Below are 23,960 nucleotides of genomic sequence, written 5' to 3'. Positions count from 1 at the left end.
TGACCGTATTATGGGTTAAATCACGCAGCACTAATAAGTCATTAAACTTCTTAACATAAGGTTTAGTATCGAAAAAACTCATGATGTAGACCTCCTAAATAAAAGTGTATTGTCAAAAATTGAACACTGTTGCTTGTACAGTACTTTTATTTAGGGGGCGACCTTGAGGAAATAAAATAAAAATTGTTAATTATATTAGGACATGATACGATAAACAAGTAGCAGCACCTCACTTTTTGGTTTGTTTTTTGTGGTAAATTAACAATACCTTATATTTGAGTGTGCTGCTATATTAAATTAGCTGAAATGTTTGGGAAAGATGGGTTTAAAAGCCATCGCGATAGCGATTTTGTTCAATAATGGAACAAACATAAAGATGAGGAATACAATATATATTAACTATTTTTAAAGAGTAAGAATATTTTCTGTATAAGTGGTGACAAGAATTCAAATTTTAGCTATAATGAATCCTAATTATTAAAATTCTAACATGTTATCGAATGCAATGAATAATAGGAGGCGGAAATTATGAGCAACAATGAACTAGAAAATCTGCGTGAAGAATTGGATAAGGTGAACCTAGAATTATTAGAGAGGGTTAATCACCGTGCAAAGCTTGTTCAGGAAATTGGCCAACTGAAAGATAAGCAAGGAACAAGCCGTTTTGATCCAGTTCGTGAACGCGATATGCTAAATTTAATTACACAGCATAATGATGGCCCTTTTGAAAATTCTACGATCGAACACCTATTTAAACAAATATTCAAAGCTGGTTTAGAGCTGCAGGAAGATGATCACAGAAAGGCTTTACTTGTATCACGTAAAAAGAAGCAAGAAGATACAATTGTTGAAATAAATGGGGAAAAAATCGGGGACGGAAACACGCACTTTATTATGGGCCCTTGTGCAGTCGAAAGCTACGAGCAAGTGGCTAAGGTTGCAGAAGTAGTTAAGAATAAAGGATTAAAATTACTTCGTGGAGGTGCTTTTAAACCACGTACCTCACCATATGATTTCCAAGGCTTAGGGCTTGAAGGATTAAAAATATTAAAAAGAGTTGCAAATGAATATCAATTAGCTGTAATTAGTGAAATTGTAAACCCAGCGGATATTGAAACAGCTGTAGATTATATTGATGTTATTCAAATTGGAGCACGTAACATGCAGAACTTTGAGTTACTAAAAGCTGCTGGAGAAGTGAACAAACCAGTTTTACTAAAAAGAGGATTGTCAGCAACGATTGATGAATTTATCAACGCAGCTGAATATATTATTTCACGAGGAAATGGAAATATTATTCTTTGTGAACGTGGTATACGCACGTATGAGAAAGCAACAAGAAACACGTTAGACATTTCTGCTGTACCTATTCTCAAACAAGAGACACACTTACCGGTAATGGTCGATGTTACGCACTCAACAGGACGTAAGGATTTACTACTTCCTGCAGCAAAAGCTGCCATTGCGATTGGCGCAGACGGAGTCATGGCAGAGGTGCATCCAGATCCAGCAGTAGCTCTCTCCGATTCAGCACAGCAAATGGACTTTGATCAGTTTGAACAATTCATGTATGAGTTAACGAAAAAAGAACTAACTCGTGCATAGTAAGAAGTAATGGAACCCAGTAATTTACTAACCCTTGTCATATATCATTGACAGGGGTTTTTCTTATGGGAAATTGTATATTTCATCGCCTCTTTGCTTCTATCTTTTGACGGAAATAAGAACAAAACGAGAAAGTTTCATGGTTGATTTTGAAAAAAACGTGTCAAAATAGTTGGAAACGTTGCGGATGCATGCGTTGTATCGTATGATAAATGAAAAGATGGTCGAAATCTTTCATTCTTTAGGAGGTAATATCGAAATGAACATTACAATATATGACGTGGCAAGAGAAGCAAATGTATCCATGGCAACCGTATCAAGAGTTGTCAATGGCAATCCAAATGTAAAACCAACAACAAGAAAAAAGGTATTAAATACAATTGAGAGATTAGGATATCGCCCCAATGCTGTTGCACGAGGACTTGCGAGTAAAAAAACGACTACTGTTGGTGCTATTATTCCAGATATCTCAAGTATCTTTTTTGCAGAATTAGCAAGGGGTATTGAAGACATCGCAACGATGTATAATTATAACATTATCCTGAGTAACTCTGATCAAAATAAAGATAAAGAATTACATTTAATTAATACAATGCTGGAAAAACAGGTGGATGGTATTGTATACATGGGTGGCACAATAACAGAGGAACATATCGAGCAGTTCAAAAGGTCTCCGGCACCTATTGTACTAGCGGCTACCATTGATGAAACAAATTCAATTCCTTCTGTTAACATTGATTATGAACAAGCAGCATATGAGGCGGCAAAGCTTTTGATTGATCATGGGCATCACCCTGCCTTTGTTACTGGGTTGGATGAAACAGACATAAATAATCAAAAGTACAATGGATATATTCGTTCATTAGAAGAAAATAACCAGTCCATTGAACATGCATTTATTGTGAAAGGGGATTACTCGTACGACTCTGGAATAGAAGCAGCCCAGCAGCTATTGGAATTAGAGCAACCACCTACGGGTATTTTTGTAGCCTCAGATGAAATGGCTTTAGGTGTCATTCATGGCATTCAAGATAGAGGAATGCGTGTTCCAGATGATATTGAAGTGTTTGGTTTTGATAATACACGACTTGCGACAATGGTTCGTCCAACGCTCTCTACGATTGTTCAACCAATGTATGACATTGGTGCAGTTGCCATGCGACTTTTGACAAAATTCATGAAAAAAGAAGAAGTTTCTGAACAAAATGTAATTTTACCTCACCGAATTATCGAAAGAGACTCAACAATCGACAAATAATGCCGATATAAATAATAAGCCTATTTTCAAAATCGGTTAGGAGAGAGTTTATGAGAAAGAGAGACCTTTTAACTCCAATCGGCATTACATTAGGATTTGTGATGCTTATGTTTGGCATTATTAGCAGTGGTGGGACGAGTGGATTTGCTTCCTTCCTTCAAATCGCTTCCATTTTAATTGTAATTGGTGGATTGGCAGCAGCACTTTTGATCAATTTTAATCTGGATCAAGTAAAATTAACACCTGTTGTAATGAAGGAAGCTTTTTCTAAAAATGAGCAAAGTCTCTCTGATTTAATCGGTTTATTTGTTCGGTTATCAGAGCGAGCGCGTCGAGAAGGATTGTTAGCTCTAGAAAATGAATTAGAAGATGTAAATGATCCTTTCATTCGAAAAGGGATATTGCTGGCAGTAGATGGAATTGAACCAGATGTAATCAATGACATCATGAGCGCAGAAATTATAGCAATGGAAGAACGTCATCAAAAAGGAAGAGCTATTATAGAGAAGGCAGGAGAATATGCACCTGCTTGGGGAATGATTGGAACATTGATTGGTCTTGTGTTAATGCTTAATAACCTTCAAGACCCGTCGACACTTGGACCAAACATGGCTGTTGCATTATTAACGACTTTTTATGGCACGGTTTTATCTAATTTAGTATTTATCCCTATGGCAGGTAAACTAGAAAACAAAACGGATGAAGAGATCTTTTTAAAGCAAATCGTTATTGAAGGGGTCATCGGGGTTCAATCTGGTCAAAATCCAAGAATATTAGAAGAAAAATTGAGTGCCTTTTTATCAAATAATCACAAACTTGAGAAAGAAGAGAAAAGTGAAGAACAAGGACTTGTGGAGGAGACCATTCATGAAGCTTAGGCGTAAACAAAAAAAGCCAGACAAGGGCGCACCTAGGTGGATGGTTACCTATTCTGACATGATGACGCTTATTCTAGTATTCTTTATTTTGCTTTTTTCCATGTCTCAAATTGATTTAGTGAAGTTTGAAGCAATTGCTGAATCATTTCGTAATCGAATGGTCTTTGAATTTTATCCATCTCCTGTTCCGATGGATAATCCTGCAGAAACATCCGATCCAATCGAAAGTGAAGTACGATCAAACGATATTGATCTACCTAAGGAAAGTTATCAGGGAGCGATACAGCAGCCTGAGGAATCAAGTGAAAATGATGAATCATTAGATAGCTTGTTAAATGCAGTACAATCTTTTTTAGATGAACAGAACTTAAATGATGTGATTACAGCAAATCATACCGAAGAGGGTGTAGTCTTAATCCTACAAGAGCAGGTGCTATTTGAATCGGCTGAAGCGAATATTATTGATGCAGGAAAACCTTTTTTAGATAAAGTAGGTACATTGCTTAGTAACATCCCAAATCAGGTTAGGGTTGAGGGTCATACCGATAATCGTCCCATTTCGAATTATCGTTTTCCATCTAACTGGGAGCTTTCTGCAGCTCGGGCAAGTAGTGTCATTCGATATGTAATTGACCAACAGGAAATACAAGAAAATCGGTTCATCGCTGTTGGATACGGGGACACCCGACCCGTTGTTCCAAATACTTCACCAGAAAATTGGAATAAAAATCGTCGTGTTGAAATTGTTATACTGGAAAAAGAGCAATAAAACTCCCCTAATGCATGAATGGATCGGGGGAGTTTTTTTATAGTACAGGAGTCAGAATCGCTTTTTTCATCACACGTTACTGAATTTATTTTGATTTCTTATATAATGAAGTGCTTTGTTTAATGTGTTGCTGTTTTTCTCTGTTATTTCTTGTTTTCTCGGTATAGGAGAGTAAATACGCTTGTCATCACCCCATGTTGTTGGTAAGGAAACAGGAGCAAGTTTCCCCCATTTTGTAATCCATCGTTTCGGTAAGTCACCATCGAACGCCTTTCCAGATGTCATGACACCCCATATTTGAGACCATGCCCGTGGCACAACACGCCAAATATCATAGCCGCCACCACCTAATGCAATCCATTTTCCATCACAATATGTATGTGCAAGTTGATGAGCAAGGGTAGGGATTTTTTCATAGATCTCCATTGTTGCACATAAATGGGTCAAAGGATCATATGCATGAGCATCAGCTCCATTTTGTGTGATAATAACATCTGGCTTGAAATAGTGGCATATTTCTTTGAAAGCGGACTCATAAACATGTAAAAAAGATTCATCCTCTGTAAAGGCATCAATTGGTACATTAAACGAGTAACCAAACCCCTTCTTTAGCCCACGTTCATTGACATTACCTGTCCCAGGAAAGAGATATCTACCCGTTTCATGAATCGAAAGCGTGCAGACGTTTGGATCATCGTAAAAAGCCCATTGTACGCCATCACCATGATGGGCATCTGTATCGACATACAAGACCTTTAAATCGTACTTTTCTCTTATGTACTTAATTGCCACTGCCCCATCGTTGTAGATACAAAAACCAGAAGCTTTTCGTTTAAATCCATGGTGCAGACCACCTCCAAGGTTTAATGCATGTGTAAAGGAGTTTTTAAGGACAGCATCAACTGCTGTTAATGTTCCTCCTACAAGCAGGGAAGAGGATTCGTGCATGTTTTCGAACATAGGGGTGTCTTCGGTTCCAATCCCGAATTCCAATCCTTCCTCTGCTGTTAGCTCGCCACGACTAGCTTTTTTGATGGCCTGAATGTATTGCCTATCATGAATGAGTGCTAATTCCTCGTCAGTTGCATGTCTCGGAGCAATAATCTGTTCAGGTACTAAACGATTTTCTGCCTCTAATAATTCCTTTGTCAATGCAACCCTTTTTTGGTTAAAGGGATGATCTTCATGAAAGTGATATGTTTCATAGTCTTTTGAGAAAATAAATGCCGAATGTTCACTCATTATGAAACCTCATTTGATTGGGCGACAAAACCTCATAGTGTGCACGTTTTAAATCTTCAATAATGGGTAGTGGATTCATTGTTTGTATTCGAAATACGAGTATTTTGTAATCTGAATCATCATTGTATGGGTATATAAGAACGGATGAAATATTTACTTTACGTTTCCCGACTACGTTTGCAACAGCCGGAAGTGTTCCAGCTTTGTTGGGTACTTTAATTTCGATTTGCGAACCTTGAACATTTGTGCCAGTTAGTTGAATCATCGTATATAGCATATCTTTTTCCGTAACAATCCCAATTAGTTTTTCATTTCTAACAACTGGTAAACAAGCAAATTCTTCTTCATAAAAGATGGAAGCAATTTCCTCAACAAAATCAAGTGGGTGAACAGTTACGACAGGACTGCTCATTATTGTTTGAATCTCGTGTTTTAATGCCTCTGATTTTGATTTAGTATCAAATATGGAAGGGCTAGCATCACGTACATCGCGATCCGACACAATGCCAATCACTTTGTAGGATTGGTCAACAATTGGGATATGGCGGATATGATGTTGATTTAATAGACGTAATGCATCTTCAATTGGTGCGGTTGGAGGTAACGTGGTAACCTCCGATTTCATGATTTCTTCTACCAGCATTTTCTATTCCTCCTTCTTCATGGAACGATATTTTTCCCTTTGTAAAAATCGCAAACGATCAAATTGTTTAATGGAGGATTCAGGTACATTTTTCCCCACTTTGACCATTAAACAGTTGGCAGGATGGGATACAATTTCAGGGTCATCTGTTGGGGAAGGTGTTAACCCGCCAGCAAACATCATTTTTTCCATTACTTTTCGATAGTCCCAAACACTTAATTGTGTTCCTTTAAGATCCCAATGCCAGTAGTACTCGGTTGAAATGATGATATAGTTCTCCATCATTTCATCCATCATCGAGAGTTTTAGTAGAGAAGAGGCGAGTTTGGCTCCACGGAATTCTGGGGCGACTTCAATCGCTCCAAGTTCAATGAGATCCTCCATTTGAAACACCGACCAACGTTCTAAAGGATCGGGATAAAGATATGTCACATATCCGACGATGGTGTTGTTATTTCGAGCAATAATTAAACGACCTTCTTCAAAATCAGCAATTTCTAGTAATGCTTGAAATTGCTTTGGTGCTGGGCGAAATGCATCCAGCCCTTCGTGAAGGTGATATTTCTTTAATTCAGTAGTTGGTACAGGGCCTTCCACTACTACTGCACCCATTTCTGTGTCTTTCAGGACAGCATGATATTCTTTTTTGTGTTCCACTGAAACACCACCTATCTAATAGTGCTATTGTACATCCTCTACAAAGATATCTAAACTTCATTATACAGGAATTTGTGATCTGTTGTTAAACAACGTGAATGATAAGGATCGAAATGTTGCGAACCGACACAACTGCTTAATTATATCCAAAATAAAATGCCACTCTATGTTTTCCAAAGGTGACATTTTATTTGAATTAGTTACTATTCAGTTGGTTGTTCGTCTTCAGGAGTTGGAACCACAGTGCCATCATCCGTTCCACCACCATCTGTCGGTTGCTCAGAATCGTTTGTTGCGGGCTTATCAGGCTGATCAGGCTCTTTAGGATCATCAGGCTTATCATCAGGCTTATCATCAGGCTTATCATCAGGCTTATCATCAGGTTTATCATCATCGGGTTTATCAGGTTCTTCAGGTTCTGGCGTGAAATCACCGACTTGAACTGCATTCGATGCAGCTGAGGAAGAACCAAAGTAATCAACTGCTTTTACATGGTAGATGGCTTTCCCGTCTCCAACCGTGTAGTTTGTGTCGGTTGTATTTCCAATTAGTTTGAATGCTGCATCTGGTTTGTCCGCCTTGAAAATACGATATCCAACTACATCATTATTACTAGGAGCTTTCCATGTTAGCTCGCTTCCAGTCTTCTTTAGGCTTGTTGGTACAGACGGATTTTTACCATCATTTTTAACTTCATCTGTACTCGGCAGTTTAACATCCTTCCAGACACCGCTATTACTGTTTGGAATAATCTCAGAGATGTCTTTTATATCCTCTAAACCCATTCGTTTCAAGAATTCAGGATTAAATGCAACCCCATCGGTTTGTGTGAATTCTTTCGGTGTTTTCGATCCTGCAACATATGCTTTGTCGCCGACCATGACATACTCTCCTTTAATCAGGCTGTCGTCTACCTTGGTCGGAACATATTTTGCATTAAATAGATCCGTATCGACTAGACCAAGCTCTCTGCATAAGTCTGATGGAATCAAACCAGAAGTTATACAATAAGAGCGGGACACAATTCCACCTGGACGTTTGAATCTTTCAGAAGGTGCCATTAGTTCTGGGTCAACTTCTGTTGCAGCATTAATCAGTTTTGCCCAAAGTGTGGTGTTCCGAGAACTATAGCTAGTACAGCCGCTACACTTTAAATTTTTCGGTGTATCATAACCAATCCATGTTCCAAACGTTACATTTGGATTCGTAGCGACAAACCACGCATCTTCCCAGTTTTCAGATGTTCCGGTTTTACCTGCCCAATCTACATTTCTATTTGTAAGCTGGGACGGAACAGATGCAGCCGTACCACTTCTTAATACTTCCCGCATAAGATCAAGGGTCAAGTAATTCGTTTGCGGGGTAAAAACTTCCACCGATTCACTTTTATTTTCATAAATGGTTTCCCCATCCACTGTTTCAATTTTATCAATGATATAGGCGTCGGCAAATTTCCCGCCGTTCCCAAACGTCGCAAAAGCATTGACATTTTCTTCAACAGATATTCCGTATTTTGTGGATCCGATCCCAGCAGCAAGTATCTGATGGTCTTCTTCTACTAGAGAAGTGATCCCCATTTTCTGAAGATAATTGGTGACAGGATCATTTTGGATGATTTGACTATAAATTTTTACTGCTGGAACGTTGTATGATTTGGCAAGAGCAGTTCTTGCTGATACAAGACCGTGAAATCTTCCTGTGTAGTTATCAGGCCATCCTTTAGGTATGGACGGGTAGTTTTTATAATTTTGCATATCAACAATAATGGAGCCAGGTTGAATAACTCCTGCTTCCATTGCAGGGCCATAGTCTAAAATAGGTTTCATTGTACTTCCATTTGGTCGTGGTGCATCCATCGCATGGTTCAACTGCGAATCGAGACTAAATCCACGTCCACCAACAAAGCTAATAATTTTACCTGTTTTATTTTCAATTAGGATTGCGCCAGTTTGAACAGGTTCCATCACACTCCATGATTCACCCGTATCTTGATTCGTAAATGTTTGTTTTTTATCTGGGCCGTAATTGTCATAGTTTTTAGCTACTTCTTGAAAAACGTCATAGATTTCTTTATCAACAGTCGTTTGAATTTTATACCCACTTTGACGCAGATCTCGATCTGCTAGAATCATATATTCTTCTTTCAATTTATCATTTGTGTTGAGATCCTCTTTTGTATAATTATCTTTTTCAGCAAGAATATAGGCTAAAATTTCCTTTGCTCTTTGTTCCACTTCATTTGTTAAATAAGGATACTTGTCGAGTGGAGTTGGTTTGCGATCTGTAAATGAAGCAACGATATCAAAGTCAAGTGCCTGGTTGTATTCCTTCTGGCTTATAGACTCTTCCTCTAACATTCTTTGTAGTACGAGCTTCATTCTATCCAAGCCTGGTTCTAAGCCCTCTGCACTCTTTAGTTCGCCATTGTTTGTGAAGGGGGTATAGTAATATGGGCTTTGTGGCAATCCGGCTATGAATGCCGATTGTGCTAGATTTAACTCATTCGCATTGACATCGAAGATACCTTTTGCTGCAGTTTGAATACCAGCAATGTTTTGACCGGATGCATTTCTTCCAAAGGGAACAACATTTAAGTATGCTTCTAATATTTGATCTTTGTTAAAGGATTGCTCAAGTCGAAGTGCTAATAGAATTTCTTTTGCTTTTCTTTCAAAAGAAACTTCATTTGTTAATATTTGATTTTTAATAAGCTGTTGGGTCAATGTACTTCCACCCGTTTTAATGTCGGCATTTGTTGCTTCTTGGACTACTGCACGTAAAATAGCTTTAGGAACAACACCATTATGCTTGTAGAAATTACGATCTTCCGTAGCAATAACCGCATCAATCGCTTGTTTTGATACTTGATCCAATGTAACTTCTTCTCTAAACAAATCGGATTGAACATTGCCGAAAGAAATCCCATTTGCAAAAAAGAGCTCAGATGTTTCTTCATAGTTATAGATATCTTTTTGCATATCTGCTACAGGTCGTATCGGCTCATCCTTTACAAGAGAGGCAAAATAGCCTGCACCTACTCCACCCGCAAAAAAAAGACCGATCACTCCAATGACAATAAAAAATAACAAAATATTCCAAATAACATCATAGGTAATCCGGGATCCTTTCTGAATCATCCCTTTATCCCATAATTCTTTTAGTTTCGTGATATATTTGTCGAACATTTCCTTGTAATTCACAGCTAACCCCCCTAATTTCAATCTTCATTATAGCACAATCCGTCAAATTGCGGGAGTGAAGAAAGTATTGCAATTTATAATGAGATATGCTATTAATAGTATCATTAGAAATACATTGTGTTTTTTATCTTAATTTGAAAATATTGAAAAAAAGCGTTGAAGGAATATAGTAGCAGCGTAATTCCCTGCACAAAGAGAGCTGACGGTAGGTGCGAGTCAGTGCAAAATTAGTTGCGAAGTACACTCTGAAGCTACTCTTATCTTTTGGTGAGAGTCGGTCATTTTACCGTTATAAACTCAAGTGGCAATTGTTAGGATTGCAACAAGGGTGGTACCGCGAGCGCACCTCGTCCCTTTTTTAGGGATGAGGTTTTTTTGTGCTTTAAGAAAACTGAATTGAATTATAGGATCGGAGTGACATAATGTGAACATTTTAGAGGATTTAAAACAAAGAGGGTTAGTTAGTCAAACAACCGATGATGAAGGTTTAACAAAACATTTAGAAGAAAATGTTGTTACCTTATACTGTGGGTTTGATCCAACAGCAGATAGTCTTCATATCGGGAATTTGGTTCAAATTTTGATTTTGAAAAGGTTTCAACGGGCAGGGCATCGGCCAATCGCATTGATTGGAGGGGGAACTGGTTTAATTGGAGATCCAAGTGGTCGATCTACTGAACGTTCTTTAAACGATTTGGAAGTGGTTCAAGGATACAGTGAAAAGATTAAGCAACAGCTTGCAAAACTTTTAAATTTTGACGATGGTGAAAACGCAGCAATTGCTAGAGATAACTATGAGTGGTTATCAAATATGACTATTATTGAATTTCTAAGAGATACCGGGAAGTACTTTGGTGTTAATTATATGCTTGCGAAAGAATCTGTTGAATCTAGAATCGAGAATGGAATTTCGTTTACCGAATTTAGTTATATGATTCTTCAATCAGTCGACTTTTTAAACTTGTATGAGAAAGAAAACTGTACACTGCAAATTGGTGGTAGTGATCAGTGGGGAAATATTACAGCGGGTTTAGAGTTGATTCGTCGGACAAAGGGTGGAGAAAAAGAAGGCAAGGCATTCGGGCTTACAGTTCCATTAATAACAAAAGCCGATGGTACTAAATTCGGAAAAACCGCTGGAGGAGCAGTATGGCTTGATCCAGAAAAAACGTCCCCATATGAGTTTTATCAATTTTGGATAAACACGGACGATCGTGATGTTATTAAATTTATCCAGTACTTTACTTTCTTAGAATTGGAAGAAATAGAGGAGCTAGTAAAAGAGGTAGAAATTTCACCTGAAAAACGTACAGCTCAAACCCGATTGGCAGAAGAAATGACGAAGATGGTTCACGGGGAAGAATCACTAAAACAAGCACAAAGAATTACAAGAGCGCTTTTTAGTGGTGATGTGAAGGAATTAACTGCACAAGAAGTCGAGCAAGGGTTTAAAGATGTACCTTCACATATCGTGTCAAAAGAGGAGATGAAGCTTGTGGAATTACTTGTTGAAGCAAAAATAACCTCTTCTAAAAGACAGGCGCGTGAAGATATCCAAAATGGTGCCATCTATATAAATGGTGAAAGAAAAACGGACGTCTCTTATGCAGTAAGTGCAGCAGATCGAATTGACAACCAATTTACGATTATAAGAAGAGGAAAAAAGAAGTATTTTCTTCTCCGATTTGAGTAAATATGAAACTATATAAAAAAAGCACTGCATAATATTGCAGTGCTTTTTTTCAATTGAAAATTAACGAGAGTAGAATTCTACGATTAGTGCTTCGTTAATTTCAGCAGGCAGTTCAGAGCGTTCAGGGTAACGGTTGTACGTGCCTTCTTGCTTATCTTCATCAAACGTAAGATATTCTGGTACGAAATTATTTACTTCAATTGATTCTTTTACAATGTTAAGGTTTTGTGATTTTTCGCGTAAACCAATAACTTGACCAGGTTTTACTCGGTAAGATGGAATGTCAACGCGACTGCCATCAACTGTAACGTGACCATGGTTAACCAATTGTCTAGCTTGTCTGCGTGTACGTGCAAGACCTAATCGGTAAACAAGGTTATCCAAGCGAGATTCTAGTAAAATCATAAAGTTCTCACCATGAATCCCTTTCATTTTACCAGCGATATCAAACAGATTACGGAATTGACGTTCGTTTATTCCGTACATGAAGCGTAGCTTTTGCTTTTCTTGTTGTTGCAATCCGTATTCTGATTGCTTTCTACGTTGATTTGGACCGTGTTGTCCAGGTGGGTAAGGGCGTTTATCTAGTTCCTTACCAGTTCCACTTAAAGAAATGCCAAGTCGACGAGACTTTTTCCATACAGATCCTGTATAGCGAGACATAGGACATTTCCTCCTTTTTTTATTAGATTAGCATAAAATAAGACAGAGTGTGTTCCCTGATCGCAGCTCATTTTGTTTTCATGTACCATCGCTCCAGCAGCAGAGAGTTACACGATACACCTAGAACATAAGATATAGGTCAAATGCTATCCGTTACTAGGAACAAAATGAAACAGTCGGAGGATCACAAAGGCTACCTTTTATTTTACACAAAGACCATTATAAGTTTTCTATGGATAGAAGTCAACTCATTTTGTTGTCAATTCCTTCTTGTTTTGAAACGAATCATATTATAATGTAGGAAATAGGCGACATATAGTATATAATAACTAGTAAAGATTTATTTGGAATGATAGGTGAGATGATCATGACAAGCGACCATGATTGTGAGTTGAATCAACAAAACAATGGAAACTATAAATTATTATTTGAAATTTCGCAAAAGATTTTTTCTTCGATTGAAATAGAGCATGTGTTAAAGGCTATCTCAGAAGCAGTAGAAGAATCCTATCCTGCCTTTTTACATCATTTATTTTTAACACAGATTTACGAACAATGTCATTCGCTTCCTTTAAAGGAACTAGTATACACGGAAGAATCAGAAAGCCGTCTAAGCACTATGGCCTATAAGACTGGAAAGATTCAAATCGATGATGCTGAGACATCAGGATCAAGTGTTTCAGGTCAAATCTTTGTTCCTATGATCGGAAAACAAGGTACATACGGAGTCCTACAGGTTATTTCAATAAATAAACCTATTTTCCCAAAAGAGGATATTTATTTCATTACAGCAGTGTCCAATTTAGCAGGAACAGCCATAGAGAACGCTAGTCTGCACCAACATTCTAAGCGTTTAATAGATGATTTAATGTTTGTTAACAAAACGTCGCGCACATTAAACACCAATTTAAGATTATCCGAAACAACAGCATTTATGAATAAACAACTGAAGGAATCATTTGATGCAGACCAAGTTGGATTTATCCTTTTTAAAGAAACAGAAGCAAACGAGTATCAAATTTTAGATGGAAGCACAGACTATTTTTTGTTAAAAGAAGCAAGCTCATTCATAGCACATATACAAGAAGTGCTAGAAACGGAAGAGGCTTTATTCATAGGTGACTTTTTAACAAGTAATCCCGAAATTGCTATATCCTATCGCTCCGTTATTGCCGCGCCCATGACACAATCCGACGATCTTATTGGCGCGATCGTCCTATTGCATACGGATGCATATGCTTTTTCTTTTGAATCTTTCAAGCTATTTCAAACGTTAGTACATCATTCTACCTTAGCGTTTGTTAACTCAATGCTCAGAGAAAAGCTGGAACAATTGGTTATAACAGACTATTTGACAAAGCTATATTCAAGGAAATATTTAGATGAAAAACTTCATGAACACATGAAAGCAGATGTGCAAGGAACGTTTATTCTTATTGACATTGATGATTTTAAGATCATCAATGACACATATGGACATGATACTGGGGATTTTCTAATTGTACAGGTTGCCAATATTATTAAAAGCCATATAGGAAAAGAAGATTTTGCGGCTAGATGGGGAGGCGAGGAATTAGCTGTTTATTTGCCAAATGGAACAATTAGTGATGGCATGGAAATGGCTCTCCAATTAGTTCGTCAAGTGGAAGCATTCACTGAACCTGCAGTTACTATTTCTTGTGGCGTTTCGTATTGGAACAGCCAACACTATGATCAGCCTAAAAGTGTGTTCGATCGGGCTGATGTTGCATTGTATGAGGCTAAGAAGATGGGCAAAAATTGTGTCGTCAAAGAAAGGTACAAATAAAAACCGAGTAGTCACTACTCGGTTTTTAAAAGTAAGTGTTGTTGTAATGTTTCTGCAAATTTCTCGATATACACTTGATCGACATCATCAAAACGATTCGTGATCGGACTATCAATATCGAGTACTCCGAACAATGTGTCGTTCACAAAAAGAGGAACGACAATTTCGGATTGACTCGCCGCATCACATGCAATATGTCCTGGGAATTTATTAACATCCTCTACTCGTTGTGTCTTCCCTTCTTTAATGGCTGCTCCACATACGCCTTTACCAGATTTAATCCGGATACAAGCTGGGAGTCCTTGGAAAGGGCCAAGTACGAGTTCTTGATCCTTTTCTTTCCACAAATAAAAACCAACCCAGTTTACGTCATTTAAAAATTGATTGAGAAGTGCAGACGCATTCGACAAATTTGCAATTATGTCTTGCTCCCCTTGTACTAATGCTTCAAGTTGCTTTAGCATCAACTCATAATCTTTTGCTTTATTACCAGAATAATGTTCGACTTTAAACAACGAAATCCCCTCCTATTAAAATAAATTCGACATTGCTGACGCGGAATTTGACGAGCGAAAAATGAAGGACTCCTTACATTTATGTCGTAAAACATAAAGTGAGGTGAATTCTTATGAAAAATAATGAAACAAAACGTAAAGTGATGGATGCTGCCTGTAGACTGTTTTACTCAAAAGGTTATCATGGTACATCTGTACGGGAAATAGCCAAAAAGGCTACAGTAAACGTTTCTTTAATCAACTATTATTTTCAAAGTAAACAAGGTTTACTGGAATCTGCTGTTGTGCATTACTATGAAGAATACTTAAAAAAAATAGAAGAAGAAATGATTCAATCCGAGAATCTATCCTCTTTTGAACAATTAAAACGAGTAATTGCTATCATTATACAATATAAACAAGAACGCCATCAATTTACTTGTTTCATTCAGCGTGAATTAACATTAGATTCTGTGTTCGTTAGGGAGATGATGGTCACTTATCTTGCCAAGGAGCACTATATACTTAGTGGGTTATTTGAAAAAGTACTTGAAGAGACTCATTACAATAAAACTGACCGTCAGTTTTATCTTCTCCAGTTAAAAGGATTACTGAATACGCCATATATGGCACCCAACGAATGGCATAATAAGGTGAAATGGAGTCGGTCAAATGATTTGTTTATAACAAAATATACAACCTCTATTTTCAAATGGATCGAATTTGTAACAAGTGTAGAAAAAGAAAAAAGCAGATCAGAGTTATCTTAATACGTAACTAGGGTCTGTTTTTTTTTGCTGTAAGTGCGTGTTCAAAAAGTCACCGAATTAGAAGCAAGCAGGTCGAGGCGGCGCTGTTTTGAGTAACGGAGCGAAAGCTTGTTGCTTCGAAAGCATTACCTCGCACGAAGAAAAAGTGTTCTTCTTTTTCTAAGGATATGCTTTTAATACGTGAGTAACGGAAAAACAAGCCAACGAAGAGATGCGCCGCTTATCATTTGGTGACCTTTTGAACAACCTCTGTAATGACAAAATACATGGAGGAAGCTTTCCGTTTGAATGCACCAAAAAAATAAAATACAAGAGCAAAAAACAGAAAAAAATGTCATGTCAGCGATAAATTTGAAAAAATTTAGCCAAATATGGTGTGAACATGGTATCATATGAATAATAAAATGATACGAAAAAACACGGAAAAATGAATGGCTACTAATTTGCTAGATCTTATCGGGGCATTAAAGTCACTTCTCATTTCTCCTTATGAACTAGTAATAGGCAGGAGGCTTGAACATGGCATACATTATTGGAATGATATTAATATTAATTGCTTTCATTATTTTGGGACTAATTTTAAGGAAAAAGGTTTATGACGAAGTGGATCGAATGGAAAGCTGGAAAATGGACATTATGAATCGCAATGTGACAGCTGAACTTTCTCGGATAAAGGATCTTAACTTATCTGGAGAAACCCAAGAGAAGTTTGAGTCTTGGAAGGAACGCTGGGATTTTATTTTGACAAGAGAACTTCCTGATATAGAAGAATACTTATTTGACGCTGAAGAGTCAGCTGACCGATATCGGTTTCGTTCAGCCAAAAAGAATATTCGATCGGTTAAAGAAACGTTAAAAACAATCGAAACAGATATCGAACAGGTGCTTTCTGAACTAGAAGATTTGCTTGATTCAGAAAAAAATAGTCGTGAGGAAATGGAGGAACTACGTCCGAATTTAAAAGCCTTACGAAAAGAACTATTACAGAATCGCCACAGTTATGGAAAAGCTGAAATTCGATTTGAAGTGGAGATTGATGAATTAGAAGAAGGGCTAGCAAATGCTTACCAAATGATCGACTCTGGTAATTATTCCGATGCCCGTATTGTTGTGGAAGAGTTGAAAAACAGCCTTTATTTGCTTGAGATTCAAATCCAAGAGTTTCCTACAATGTACAAGAAAGTGAAACAAGAGCTCCCTAGCCAAATTGATGACCTTTTGTCAGGTATAAAGGATATGAAAGAATCAGGGTACCGTATTGAACATCTTGGATTCGAAAAAGAATTACATAGGTTTCAGGAACGGCTGCTTATTTGCTTGTCTGAATTGGACAAAGGAGAACTGGAACAAGCGCAGCAAGTCATTCCCGAAATAGATGAGCGCTTAAAAGAAATGTACCAGCTATTAGAAAAAGAAGCCGTTGCCAAAAAATACATTGAAAATCATATTAAACAGTATCGTGAACTTATTACAGAATCATCAGAATCCTTTGATGAAACAACATCAGAAGTAGAAACGTTGCAGAAAGCCTATTATTTTGAAGATGCCGATTTGGAAACCCATTTAAATCTTGAGAAGTGGATGAGTCAACTTCGAAACCAATTTGCCGAATTAGAAAACGAATTAGGTAATGACAAAATGACACATATCGACTTAAGGGAGAAGCTTGAAACAGGATTTCAAGAGCTTGAAGATTTAGAAATAAGACATAAACAGTTTAAAGAACATATTCGAACATTGCGTAAAGACGAGCTTCAGGCAAAGGAAAAAATAACGGATATGAGGAGAAAGCTATACCAAACGAACCGTAAGCTCCAAAAGAGTAACATTCCAGGTGTACCATCGTACATATGGGAATTAATAGAAACAGCAATGGAGAAAAGTGAAGCATGTATTGAAAAGCTTCAAAAACAGCCATTAGATATGGGCGAGGTACAACAGGCTTTAAAGGAAGCGGAGAAAGCAGTACAAACAACGATTGATCAAACGGAACTTTTACTTGATCAAGCCAACTTAGTAGAAGTGGTTATACAATATGCTAACCGTTATCGCAGCCAATATCCTTTGCTTTCATCAAAATTGGCGGAAGCGGAAGCTATGTTCCGAAATTTCGAGTACGAAAACGCTCTTGAACAGTCAATGAAGGCACTAGAGGCAGTGGACCCTGGTGCTATAAAGCGATTAGAAGAGCATGCCGAGATCCCGAGTTAAAGGTGTGATAGCATATGTTTAAAGTTGGGCTACTTTTTCTAAGTATGGCTGCTATATCCGTGTGGTTTACTGTGATTTGGTTATACTTAGGTGATGAAAAAACTCTGCAAACTGCGAATCACACAACGGTTCAGCGATCGGTAACAAATTACCCTAATAAGTTTAATGAGTTTACGGAAAGGGTAGAGACTTTTAACAGTGTAGAAAGTGATGCAACTGCTGATTATTCCAATAACATGGAGATCACTCGAGATTGGTTAGAGGAAATAGAGGGAGATAACATTATTTCCGTTGATACGTTGATTGCCAAGTTAAACTTAGACTAGCTTGAACACGCATTTTAAAATCCCTTGCTATAGTAGCAGGGGATTTTGTTGCATATATTATTGCAATCTAATATGAATCAAAGGTATTTTTCAGTAGCTAACTACTATTAAGAAGCTTGAAAGTATGGTAACATTAATGCTTGCAAAGTCTGATGAGGAGGTGGAAAAGTGATCTATTTAGACAATAGTGCAACAACAAAACCATTTACAGAAGTGATCGAAAGCTTTCAAAAAGTGTCTGAACGATTTTATGGAAATCCATCCTCCGTTCATCAATTTGGTACAGACGCAGAGGCGCTGTTGCGTAAGGCAAGGGAGCAAGCTGCAACACTTCTAGATGTGTCACCTGAAGAAATTATATTCACTTCAGGTGGAACTGAAGGAAATAATATGGCTATAAAAGGGATTGCATTTGCCCACCAAAATCGAGGCAAACACATTATCACAACTCAGATTGAACATCCGTCTGTTTTGGATGCCTGCAAGGCATTAGAAACATTGGGTTTTAAGATAACGTACTTACCAGTAAATAACATGGGCTGTGTAACGGTAGAGGATGTCGAAAACGCAATAACGGATGAGACCATTTTGATTAGCATCATGCATGTGAATAACGAACTTGGCTCTGTTCAACCTATAGAGGAAATAGGTGACATTGCCGCGAAATATCCGAAGCTGTTTTTTCATGTTGATCATGTACAAGGCCTCGGAAAAGTGGATCTTGATTTTAAAAAGAGTAAAATAGATCTTTGTACGGTTTCAGGGCATAAAATACATGGTTTGAAGGGTACTGGATTATTATATGTAAAACGAGCGACTACGCTATTCCCACTTTTTCACGGAGGTGGGCAGGAACGGGGTTTTCGATCAGGCACAGAAAACTTAGCTGGCGCGGTTTCATTTGTAAAAGCTTTACGTTTAATCAAGGAAGCACAAATTAGCAATAAGATGAAGCTAAAGACTTTAAATGATAAGCTTCGAAACTGCTTGGAAGCAGGGGAGGAAGTGGTGATCAACTCACCAGTAAATGGTGCACCACATATTCTTAACTTCTCTGCCCTTGGTTATAAACCAGAGGTTCTAATTCATGCTCTTGAAGAAAAAGGTTTCTATATTTCGACTAAGTCTGCCTGCTCGTCCAAAGATGCAGACGAGAGCGCAATTTTAACAGCGTGTGGCTTTGGATTTGATAGAAGTTCATCAGCATTACGGATTAGCCTTACTTATGAAAACAGCATCGATGAAATGATCACATTTTGTGAAGCTTTTCATGATGTCATAAATAGTGTATTAAAATAATGGGGTAGATAATTATGCAATCCAATCATATTTTAATTCGATATGGTGAGATATCTTTAAAAGGGAAAAATAGAAAAGTATTCATCAATCAACTTCATGAAAATGTGAAACGAGCATTAAAAGAGTATCGTGATATAAAAGTAAAACAAACACACGATCGAATGTTTGTCCTGTTAAATGGAACGGATCCACAGGACATTATTGAAAAATGCAAGTATATATTTGGAATTCAAAGTATTAGTTTGGCAATGAAGGTTGAAAATGAGGTAGAAGAGATAAAAGCTGGTGCTTTAGAAGCCTTAAATCAAGCAGAAAATGCGAAAACATTTAAAATAACAACAAAGCGTAGCAATAAAACGTTTCCGATCGGGTCTCAAGACATGAATCAGGTACTTGGTGGTCATTTACTATCCAATACAACGAACTATAAGGTGGACGTGCATCAACCAGATATAGAATTAACTGTTGAAATACGAACAGATGCCACCTACATTACTTCTAAAAGGGTACAAGGAATGGGAGGGCTACCAGTTGGTTCTTCTGGAAAAACACTGTTGCTCTTATCTGGTGGGATCGATAGCCCTGTTGCTGGTTATTTGACAATGAAAAGAGGGGTTCGAATCGAAGCCATCCATTTTCACTCACCACCGTACACGAGTGAAAGAGCAAAGCAAAAGGTTTTGGATCTTGCTAAAAAATTAACTGGATATGGTCACTCGATTCGTGTCCATATTGTTCCTTTTACAATGCTACAACAGATCATTCATCGTGAAGTTCCTCATGGATATTCTATGACCGTTATGCGAAGAATGATGCTTAGAATTAGTCAAATGGTAGCTGAAAAAGAAGGCATTCTTTCATTAACAACAGGAGAAAGCTTAGGGCAAGTCGCAAGCCAAACGATGGAAAGTATGAATGCTATCAATGAGGTAACCAACTATCCTGTGTTGAGGCCATTAGTTGCTATGGATAAAGATGATATTATTTCATTGTCGAAACATATTCAGACATACGATATTTCCATCCGTCCGTATGAGGATTGTTGCACCGTTTTTGTTCCAAATGCACCAAAAACAAAACCGAAAAAAGCAAAAGTTATTCAATTAGAGAAGTTTTTAGATGTTGAACAAGAATTGCAGAAGACAATCGAAAATATTGAAACAGTTGAAATAACGAGTCATTCTAATCAAAATAACCACTTTGAGGAGTTACTTTAATTTTATAACTTTGCACTCTTTTGGAACTGGTTAAGCTTGCAAGAACTACCAGTGGCTCATCATGCATGATTCCTCCTAAAACGCACAATATAGTAATGCGAAGGAGGTGAGACAGTCATGGCAAGCAACAATAATAGTAACCAAATCCTAGTTCCTGGTGTAGAGCAAGCTTTAGATCAAATGAAAACTGAAATTGCTCAAGAATTTGGTGTAAATCTTGGCGCTGATACTACTTCTCGTGCTAACGGTTCTGTTGGTGGAGAAATCACAAAGCGTCTCGTATCAATCGCTCAACAACAAATGAGAGGCTAACAAAATCATATTGATGGCATAAATTAGAAAGGGTAGCTACGGCTATCCTTTCTTTCTTTTTTAGAGGATGTTCAAAAAGTCACCAAATGATAAGCTGCGCATCTCTTCGTTGGCTTGTTTTTCCGGTCCTTGGAAAAGAAGCCCGCTTTTCCTTCGTGCGATGTATAATCGGGGAAGCATTCCTTGTGCTCATGTAGGTTTATGTCTACACTGCGCTCCTCAAAACTACGCCGCCTCGACCTGCTTGCTTCTAATTCGGCGACTTTTTGAACACGCACTTTTAGGAGAAATCGCAAGCTATATTAGAGGGATTTGTGTTATTATTTCACTATGATTATTTTTACAAAAAGGAGTAATAGATATGGGTATGCTGTGGTATGGTGGGAAAATCTATACAATGCTAGCTGAAAATGATTTTGTCGAGGCTATTTATGTTGAAGATGGCTTCATTAAAGAAACTGGGCAATGTGAAGAATTAATCGATAAATATGCGGATAACATAGAGGTGAAACATCATTTAGACGGTGCAACAATGTTTCCAGGTTTTGTGGATAGTCATTTACATATTATTGGTCATGGCGAGCGTTTGGTTCATCTAGATTTATCCAAAATGAGGTCAAAACAACAAATATCCTCTGCTTTAAAGGCAAGAATAGAATCTTTGGAGGAGGGGGATTGGCTAATTGGAGAAGGATGGAATGAAAACGGTTGGGATCAGGATTATTCGATTTTTACCCTAGAAGAACTTGATGAAATTTGTCCGAATCATCCAATGGTTCTCACTAGAATATGTCGCCACGCGATATTGGCAAATACGAAAGCGATGAACGAATCTGGGGTAACGAATCAATCAACGAATCCACAAGGTGGAGTTATTGTCCGAGACGATGAAGGCAATCCTACTGGGTATTTTTTGGATACAGCTCAGGAGTTAATAAAAGACGCCATCCCATCCTTATCAGAAGCTTCTTTAACAAGGCTTGTAGAAAAATCGGTAGACGATTTGTTGAAATATGGATTAGTAGGTGGCCATACCGAGGATTTGAATTACTATGGGGGGTTTTTGAAAACCTTTCGTGCGTTCACAAATGCGATTGATGGTGTAAATCGTAAATTTAAGGCCCATTTACTTGTACATCATGGTGTACTGGATGATCGGATTCAGGAAACTTCTAAAACATCATTGGAAACAGATTATGTAGAATTAGGAGCAGTAAAAATTTTTGCGGATGGGGCTTTAGGTGGAAGAACAGCATGGCTAATGGAGTCTTATGACGATGAGTCTGGTAATGTGGGGATGGCTATTCACCCGATTGAAGAATTAGAAGCACTCGTCAAAAAGGCAAGAAAACATGACTTACCAGTAGCTGTGCATGCTATTGGTGACAAAGCAGTTTCGGTTATTGCTTCCATCCTAAAAAAATACCCTTTAACCAATGGGAAACGAGATCGGATTATTCATGCGCAAATTATTAATGATGAAGTACTGGAGCTGTTAGAAGAAATTCCAGTTGTGCTTGATATTCAGCCAACTTTTGTTGCTTCCGATTTCCCTTGGGTCATGGAAAGAATCGGAGAAACGCGTGCGAAAAACGCTTATCCGTGGAAAACATTTCTAGCCCGCGGAATACGATGTGCAGGTGGTTCAGACGCACCAATCGAAATTGTGGATCCGTTAATCGGTGTACAAGCTGCAATGCTACGAAGATCAAACTGGGATGGGAAAATCTATCAACAAGATGAGCAGCTCACAAATTTTGAGGCGATTTCTCTTTACACTACTGGTAGTGCGTACGCCATTAATCAGGAAGAGAGAAGAGGGAAAATTGCACCTGATTATACAGCAGATTTCACTGTTTTCGATCGAGACATTATGACACTAGCTCCAGAAGAGGTACAGAAGGCCAATGTAATATTTACAATTGTTGATGGTGAAATTGTATACAGCAATAGAGTATGAATTTAAAAACAATGCCCTCTTTTTTGCGAAAGAGGGCATTGTTACTTTTACAGAAATGTGCGCTTTACACGATTCCAATAAGAATTATTTTTTAGTTTTACTGTTTTAATCATTTTTTCACTTAGTGTAACGGTTAAGTCCTTTACATTTCTTATCGAGTAAGCTTCATTGTCAAGACCAATAATTGGATAGTCATTTCCGTCCTGCACGAATTCCAGTGTGAGCTTGCGTTCCTTGTCCAAGACGAAAGAAGACCCTAACGTTCGATAACGATTACTGTTCAAGGATGCCAATTCGCTCACTTGAAAACAGGGTGTTTTGGGATCTAGTACAGCCCCATTTAACGATTTGTTGTAGCCTGTGCTCCCTGTTGGCGTAGCGACAATTAATCCGTCACCACGAAAAGTTTCAAAATGCATATCATCAATGTAAACTTCCATAACAATCGTCTTTATGATAGCAGAACGAATACTAGCTTCATTCAAACAATGAAAAAGTGTTTCATTATTTATAAGTACGTCGATCAATGGAAAACGGCGAACCTCGAGCTCTTCATTAATCATCGATTGAACCATTTCATCAAAGTTATCTAAATTAAAGTCGCAATATAAGCCAGTTTCATTTGCACGAGTTATACCAGTGTATAAGCAGTCCTGCCTAAATCCAGTTTTTCGAATAGCCTGTAAAAATGCTCCGTCGCCACCAACACTAATAATAATATTAGCATCCTTGTCCTCTTCTACAATTTGAAATCCATTTTCAATTGCAAGGTCAAATAGTGGCTCTAGTTTTTGTTCGAGCTCTTTTTCTTTTGGGTAATAAAAGTATAAATTACTTCGCGAATTCATGATGTAAAATCCTCCTAACATCCTATTGCAATATCTCCTTTCATATTAGCACTATTTGACAAGGAATCCTAGCCTAAAACGAACTGCAAGGTTTTTAGTTTAATCTAA

The 23,960-nt window shown here is 37.8% G+C and carries 20 protein-coding genes and 1 other annotated feature; of the genes, 13 read left to right on the top strand and 7 right to left on the bottom strand.

The features are described 5' to 3' along the window. Positions 1-528: 528 nt before the first annotated feature. The 4 genes from NC797_RS05860 to motS all read left to right on the top strand — a co-directional run bounded on the left by NC797_RS05860 (position 529) and on the right by motS (position 4,510). Positions 529-1,605 carry a bifunctional 3-deoxy-7-phosphoheptulonate synthase/chorismate mutase gene (locus NC797_RS05860; protein WP_272435829.1) on the top strand — a complete coding sequence of 359 codons (1,077 nt, stop codon included), beginning with the start codon at positions 529-531 and terminating at the stop codon, positions 1,603-1,605. Positions 1,606-1,864: 259 nt separating this feature from the next. Beyond that, complete coding sequence (gene ccpA / locus NC797_RS05855) at positions 1,865-2,863, top strand: catabolite control protein A (RefSeq protein ID WP_272435828.1); 999 nt, start codon at positions 1,865-1,867, stop codon at positions 2,861-2,863. 50 nt (positions 2,864-2,913) lie between these two features. Further along, entirely contained in the window at positions 2,914-3,741 is an 828-nt protein-coding gene (gene motP / locus NC797_RS05850) for a flagellar motor protein MotP (RefSeq protein WP_272435827.1), read from the top strand. After that, positions 3,731-4,510 carry a flagellar motor protein MotS gene (motS, locus tag NC797_RS05845; RefSeq protein WP_272435826.1) on the top strand — a complete coding sequence of 260 codons (780 nt, stop codon included), beginning with the start codon at positions 3,731-3,733 and terminating at the stop codon, positions 4,508-4,510. Before motP ends, motS begins: the two co-directional genes overlap by 11 nt. A 69-nt stretch (positions 4,511-4,579) precedes the next feature. On the opposite strand, the gene NC797_RS05840 is transcribed toward motS, so the two are convergent. The 4 genes from NC797_RS05840 to NC797_RS05825 all read right to left on the bottom strand — a co-directional run bounded on the left by NC797_RS05840 (position 4,580) and on the right by NC797_RS05825 (position 10,252). After that, a complete protein-coding gene (locus NC797_RS05840) occupies positions 4,580-5,752 on the bottom strand; it encodes an acetoin utilization protein AcuC (protein ID WP_272435825.1) in 1,173 nt (390 codons plus the stop codon). Further along, positions 5,745-6,395 (bottom strand): acetoin utilization AcuB family protein, encoded by a 651-nt coding sequence (locus NC797_RS05835; RefSeq protein ID WP_272435824.1) that lies wholly within the window; start codon positions 6,393-6,395, stop codon positions 5,745-5,747. Before NC797_RS05835 ends, NC797_RS05840 begins: the two co-directional genes overlap by 8 nt. A 3-nt stretch (positions 6,396-6,398) precedes the next feature. Further along, on the bottom strand, positions 6,399-7,052 hold the full coding sequence (locus tag NC797_RS05830; protein WP_272435823.1) for a GNAT family N-acetyltransferase: 654 nt from the start codon (positions 7,050-7,052) through the stop codon (positions 6,399-6,401). A 203-nt stretch (positions 7,053-7,255) separates the two neighbouring features. Further along, entirely contained in the window at positions 7,256-10,252 is a 2,997-nt protein-coding gene (locus NC797_RS05825) for a transglycosylase domain-containing protein (protein WP_272435822.1), read from the bottom strand. Positions 10,253-10,399: 147 nt separating this feature from the next. Continuing rightward, positions 10,400-10,610 (top strand) — a binding site (T-box leader). A 66-nt stretch (positions 10,611-10,676) separates the two neighbouring features. Between NC797_RS05825 and tyrS the strand changes: the two genes are divergently transcribed. Continuing rightward, entirely contained in the window at positions 10,677-11,945 is a 1,269-nt protein-coding gene (tyrS, locus tag NC797_RS05820; protein ID WP_272435821.1) for a tyrosine--tRNA ligase, read from the top strand. Positions 11,946-12,005: 60 nt separating this feature from the next. Here the strand turns inward: tyrS and rpsD are convergent, their stop codons facing one another. Further along, positions 12,006-12,608: a 30S ribosomal protein S4 gene (gene rpsD, locus NC797_RS05815; RefSeq protein ID WP_272435819.1), complete on the bottom strand. Its 603-nt coding sequence runs from the start codon at positions 12,606-12,608 to the stop codon at positions 12,006-12,008. 367 nt (positions 12,609-12,975) lie between these two features. On the opposite strand from rpsD, the gene NC797_RS05810 reads away from it, so the two are divergent. Next, positions 12,976-14,415, top strand: coding sequence for a sensor domain-containing diguanylate cyclase (locus NC797_RS05810; protein WP_272435818.1), 1,440 nt, complete (start codon positions 12,976-12,978; stop codon positions 14,413-14,415). Positions 14,416-14,429: 14 nt separating this feature from the next. On the opposite strand, the gene NC797_RS05805 is transcribed toward NC797_RS05810, so the two are convergent. Beyond that, the gene (locus tag NC797_RS05805) at positions 14,430-14,930 is read right to left on the bottom strand and encodes a GAF domain-containing protein (protein WP_272435817.1); all 501 of its coding nucleotides are present in this window, start codon (positions 14,928-14,930) and stop codon (positions 14,430-14,432) included. 113 nt (positions 14,931-15,043) lie between these two features. Between NC797_RS05805 and refZ the strand changes: the two genes are divergently transcribed. The 7 genes from refZ to NC797_RS05770 all read left to right on the top strand — a co-directional run bounded on the left by refZ (position 15,044) and on the right by NC797_RS05770 (position 23,004). After that, positions 15,044-15,679: a forespore capture DNA-binding protein RefZ gene (gene refZ / locus NC797_RS05800; RefSeq protein ID WP_272435816.1), complete on the top strand. Its 636-nt coding sequence runs from the start codon at positions 15,044-15,046 to the stop codon at positions 15,677-15,679. A 519-nt stretch (positions 15,680-16,198) separates the two neighbouring features. Continuing rightward, positions 16,199-17,890, top strand: coding sequence for a septation ring formation regulator EzrA (gene ezrA / locus NC797_RS05795; protein WP_272435814.1), 1,692 nt, complete (start codon positions 16,199-16,201; stop codon positions 17,888-17,890). 14 nt (positions 17,891-17,904) lie between these two features. Further along, on the top strand, positions 17,905-18,216 hold the full coding sequence (locus NC797_RS05790) for a hypothetical protein (RefSeq protein WP_272435812.1): 312 nt from the start codon (positions 17,905-17,907) through the stop codon (positions 18,214-18,216). Positions 18,217-18,384: 168 nt separating this feature from the next. Continuing rightward, positions 18,385-19,515, top strand: coding sequence for a cysteine desulfurase family protein (locus NC797_RS05785; RefSeq protein ID WP_272435810.1), 1,131 nt, complete (start codon positions 18,385-18,387; stop codon positions 19,513-19,515). Between the two features lie 14 nt (positions 19,516-19,529). Continuing rightward, a complete protein-coding gene (gene thiI / locus NC797_RS05780; protein WP_272435809.1) occupies positions 19,530-20,732 on the top strand; it encodes a tRNA uracil 4-sulfurtransferase ThiI in 1,203 nt (400 codons plus the stop codon). A gap of 117 nt (positions 20,733-20,849) precedes the next feature. Next, a complete protein-coding gene (locus NC797_RS05775; RefSeq protein WP_272435808.1) occupies positions 20,850-21,044 on the top strand; it encodes an alpha/beta-type small acid-soluble spore protein in 195 nt (64 codons plus the stop codon). A 361-nt stretch (positions 21,045-21,405) separates the two neighbouring features. Then, on the top strand, positions 21,406-23,004 hold the full coding sequence (locus NC797_RS05770) for an amidohydrolase (protein ID WP_272435807.1): 1,599 nt from the start codon (positions 21,406-21,408) through the stop codon (positions 23,002-23,004). 47 nt (positions 23,005-23,051) lie between these two features. Here the strand turns inward: NC797_RS05770 and NC797_RS05765 are convergent, their stop codons facing one another. After that, entirely contained in the window at positions 23,052-23,852 is an 801-nt protein-coding gene (locus NC797_RS05765) for an NAD kinase (protein ID WP_272435806.1), read from the bottom strand. Positions 23,853-23,960: the final 108 nt, after the last annotated feature.

The sequence above is a fragment of the Terrihalobacillus insolitus genome (genome assembly GCF_028416575.1).
GTDB classification, from domain to species: domain Bacteria; phylum Bacillota; class Bacilli; order Bacillales; family Amphibacillaceae; genus Terrihalobacillus; species Terrihalobacillus insolitus.
This window is presented reverse-complemented; position numbering and strand designations above follow the sequence as displayed.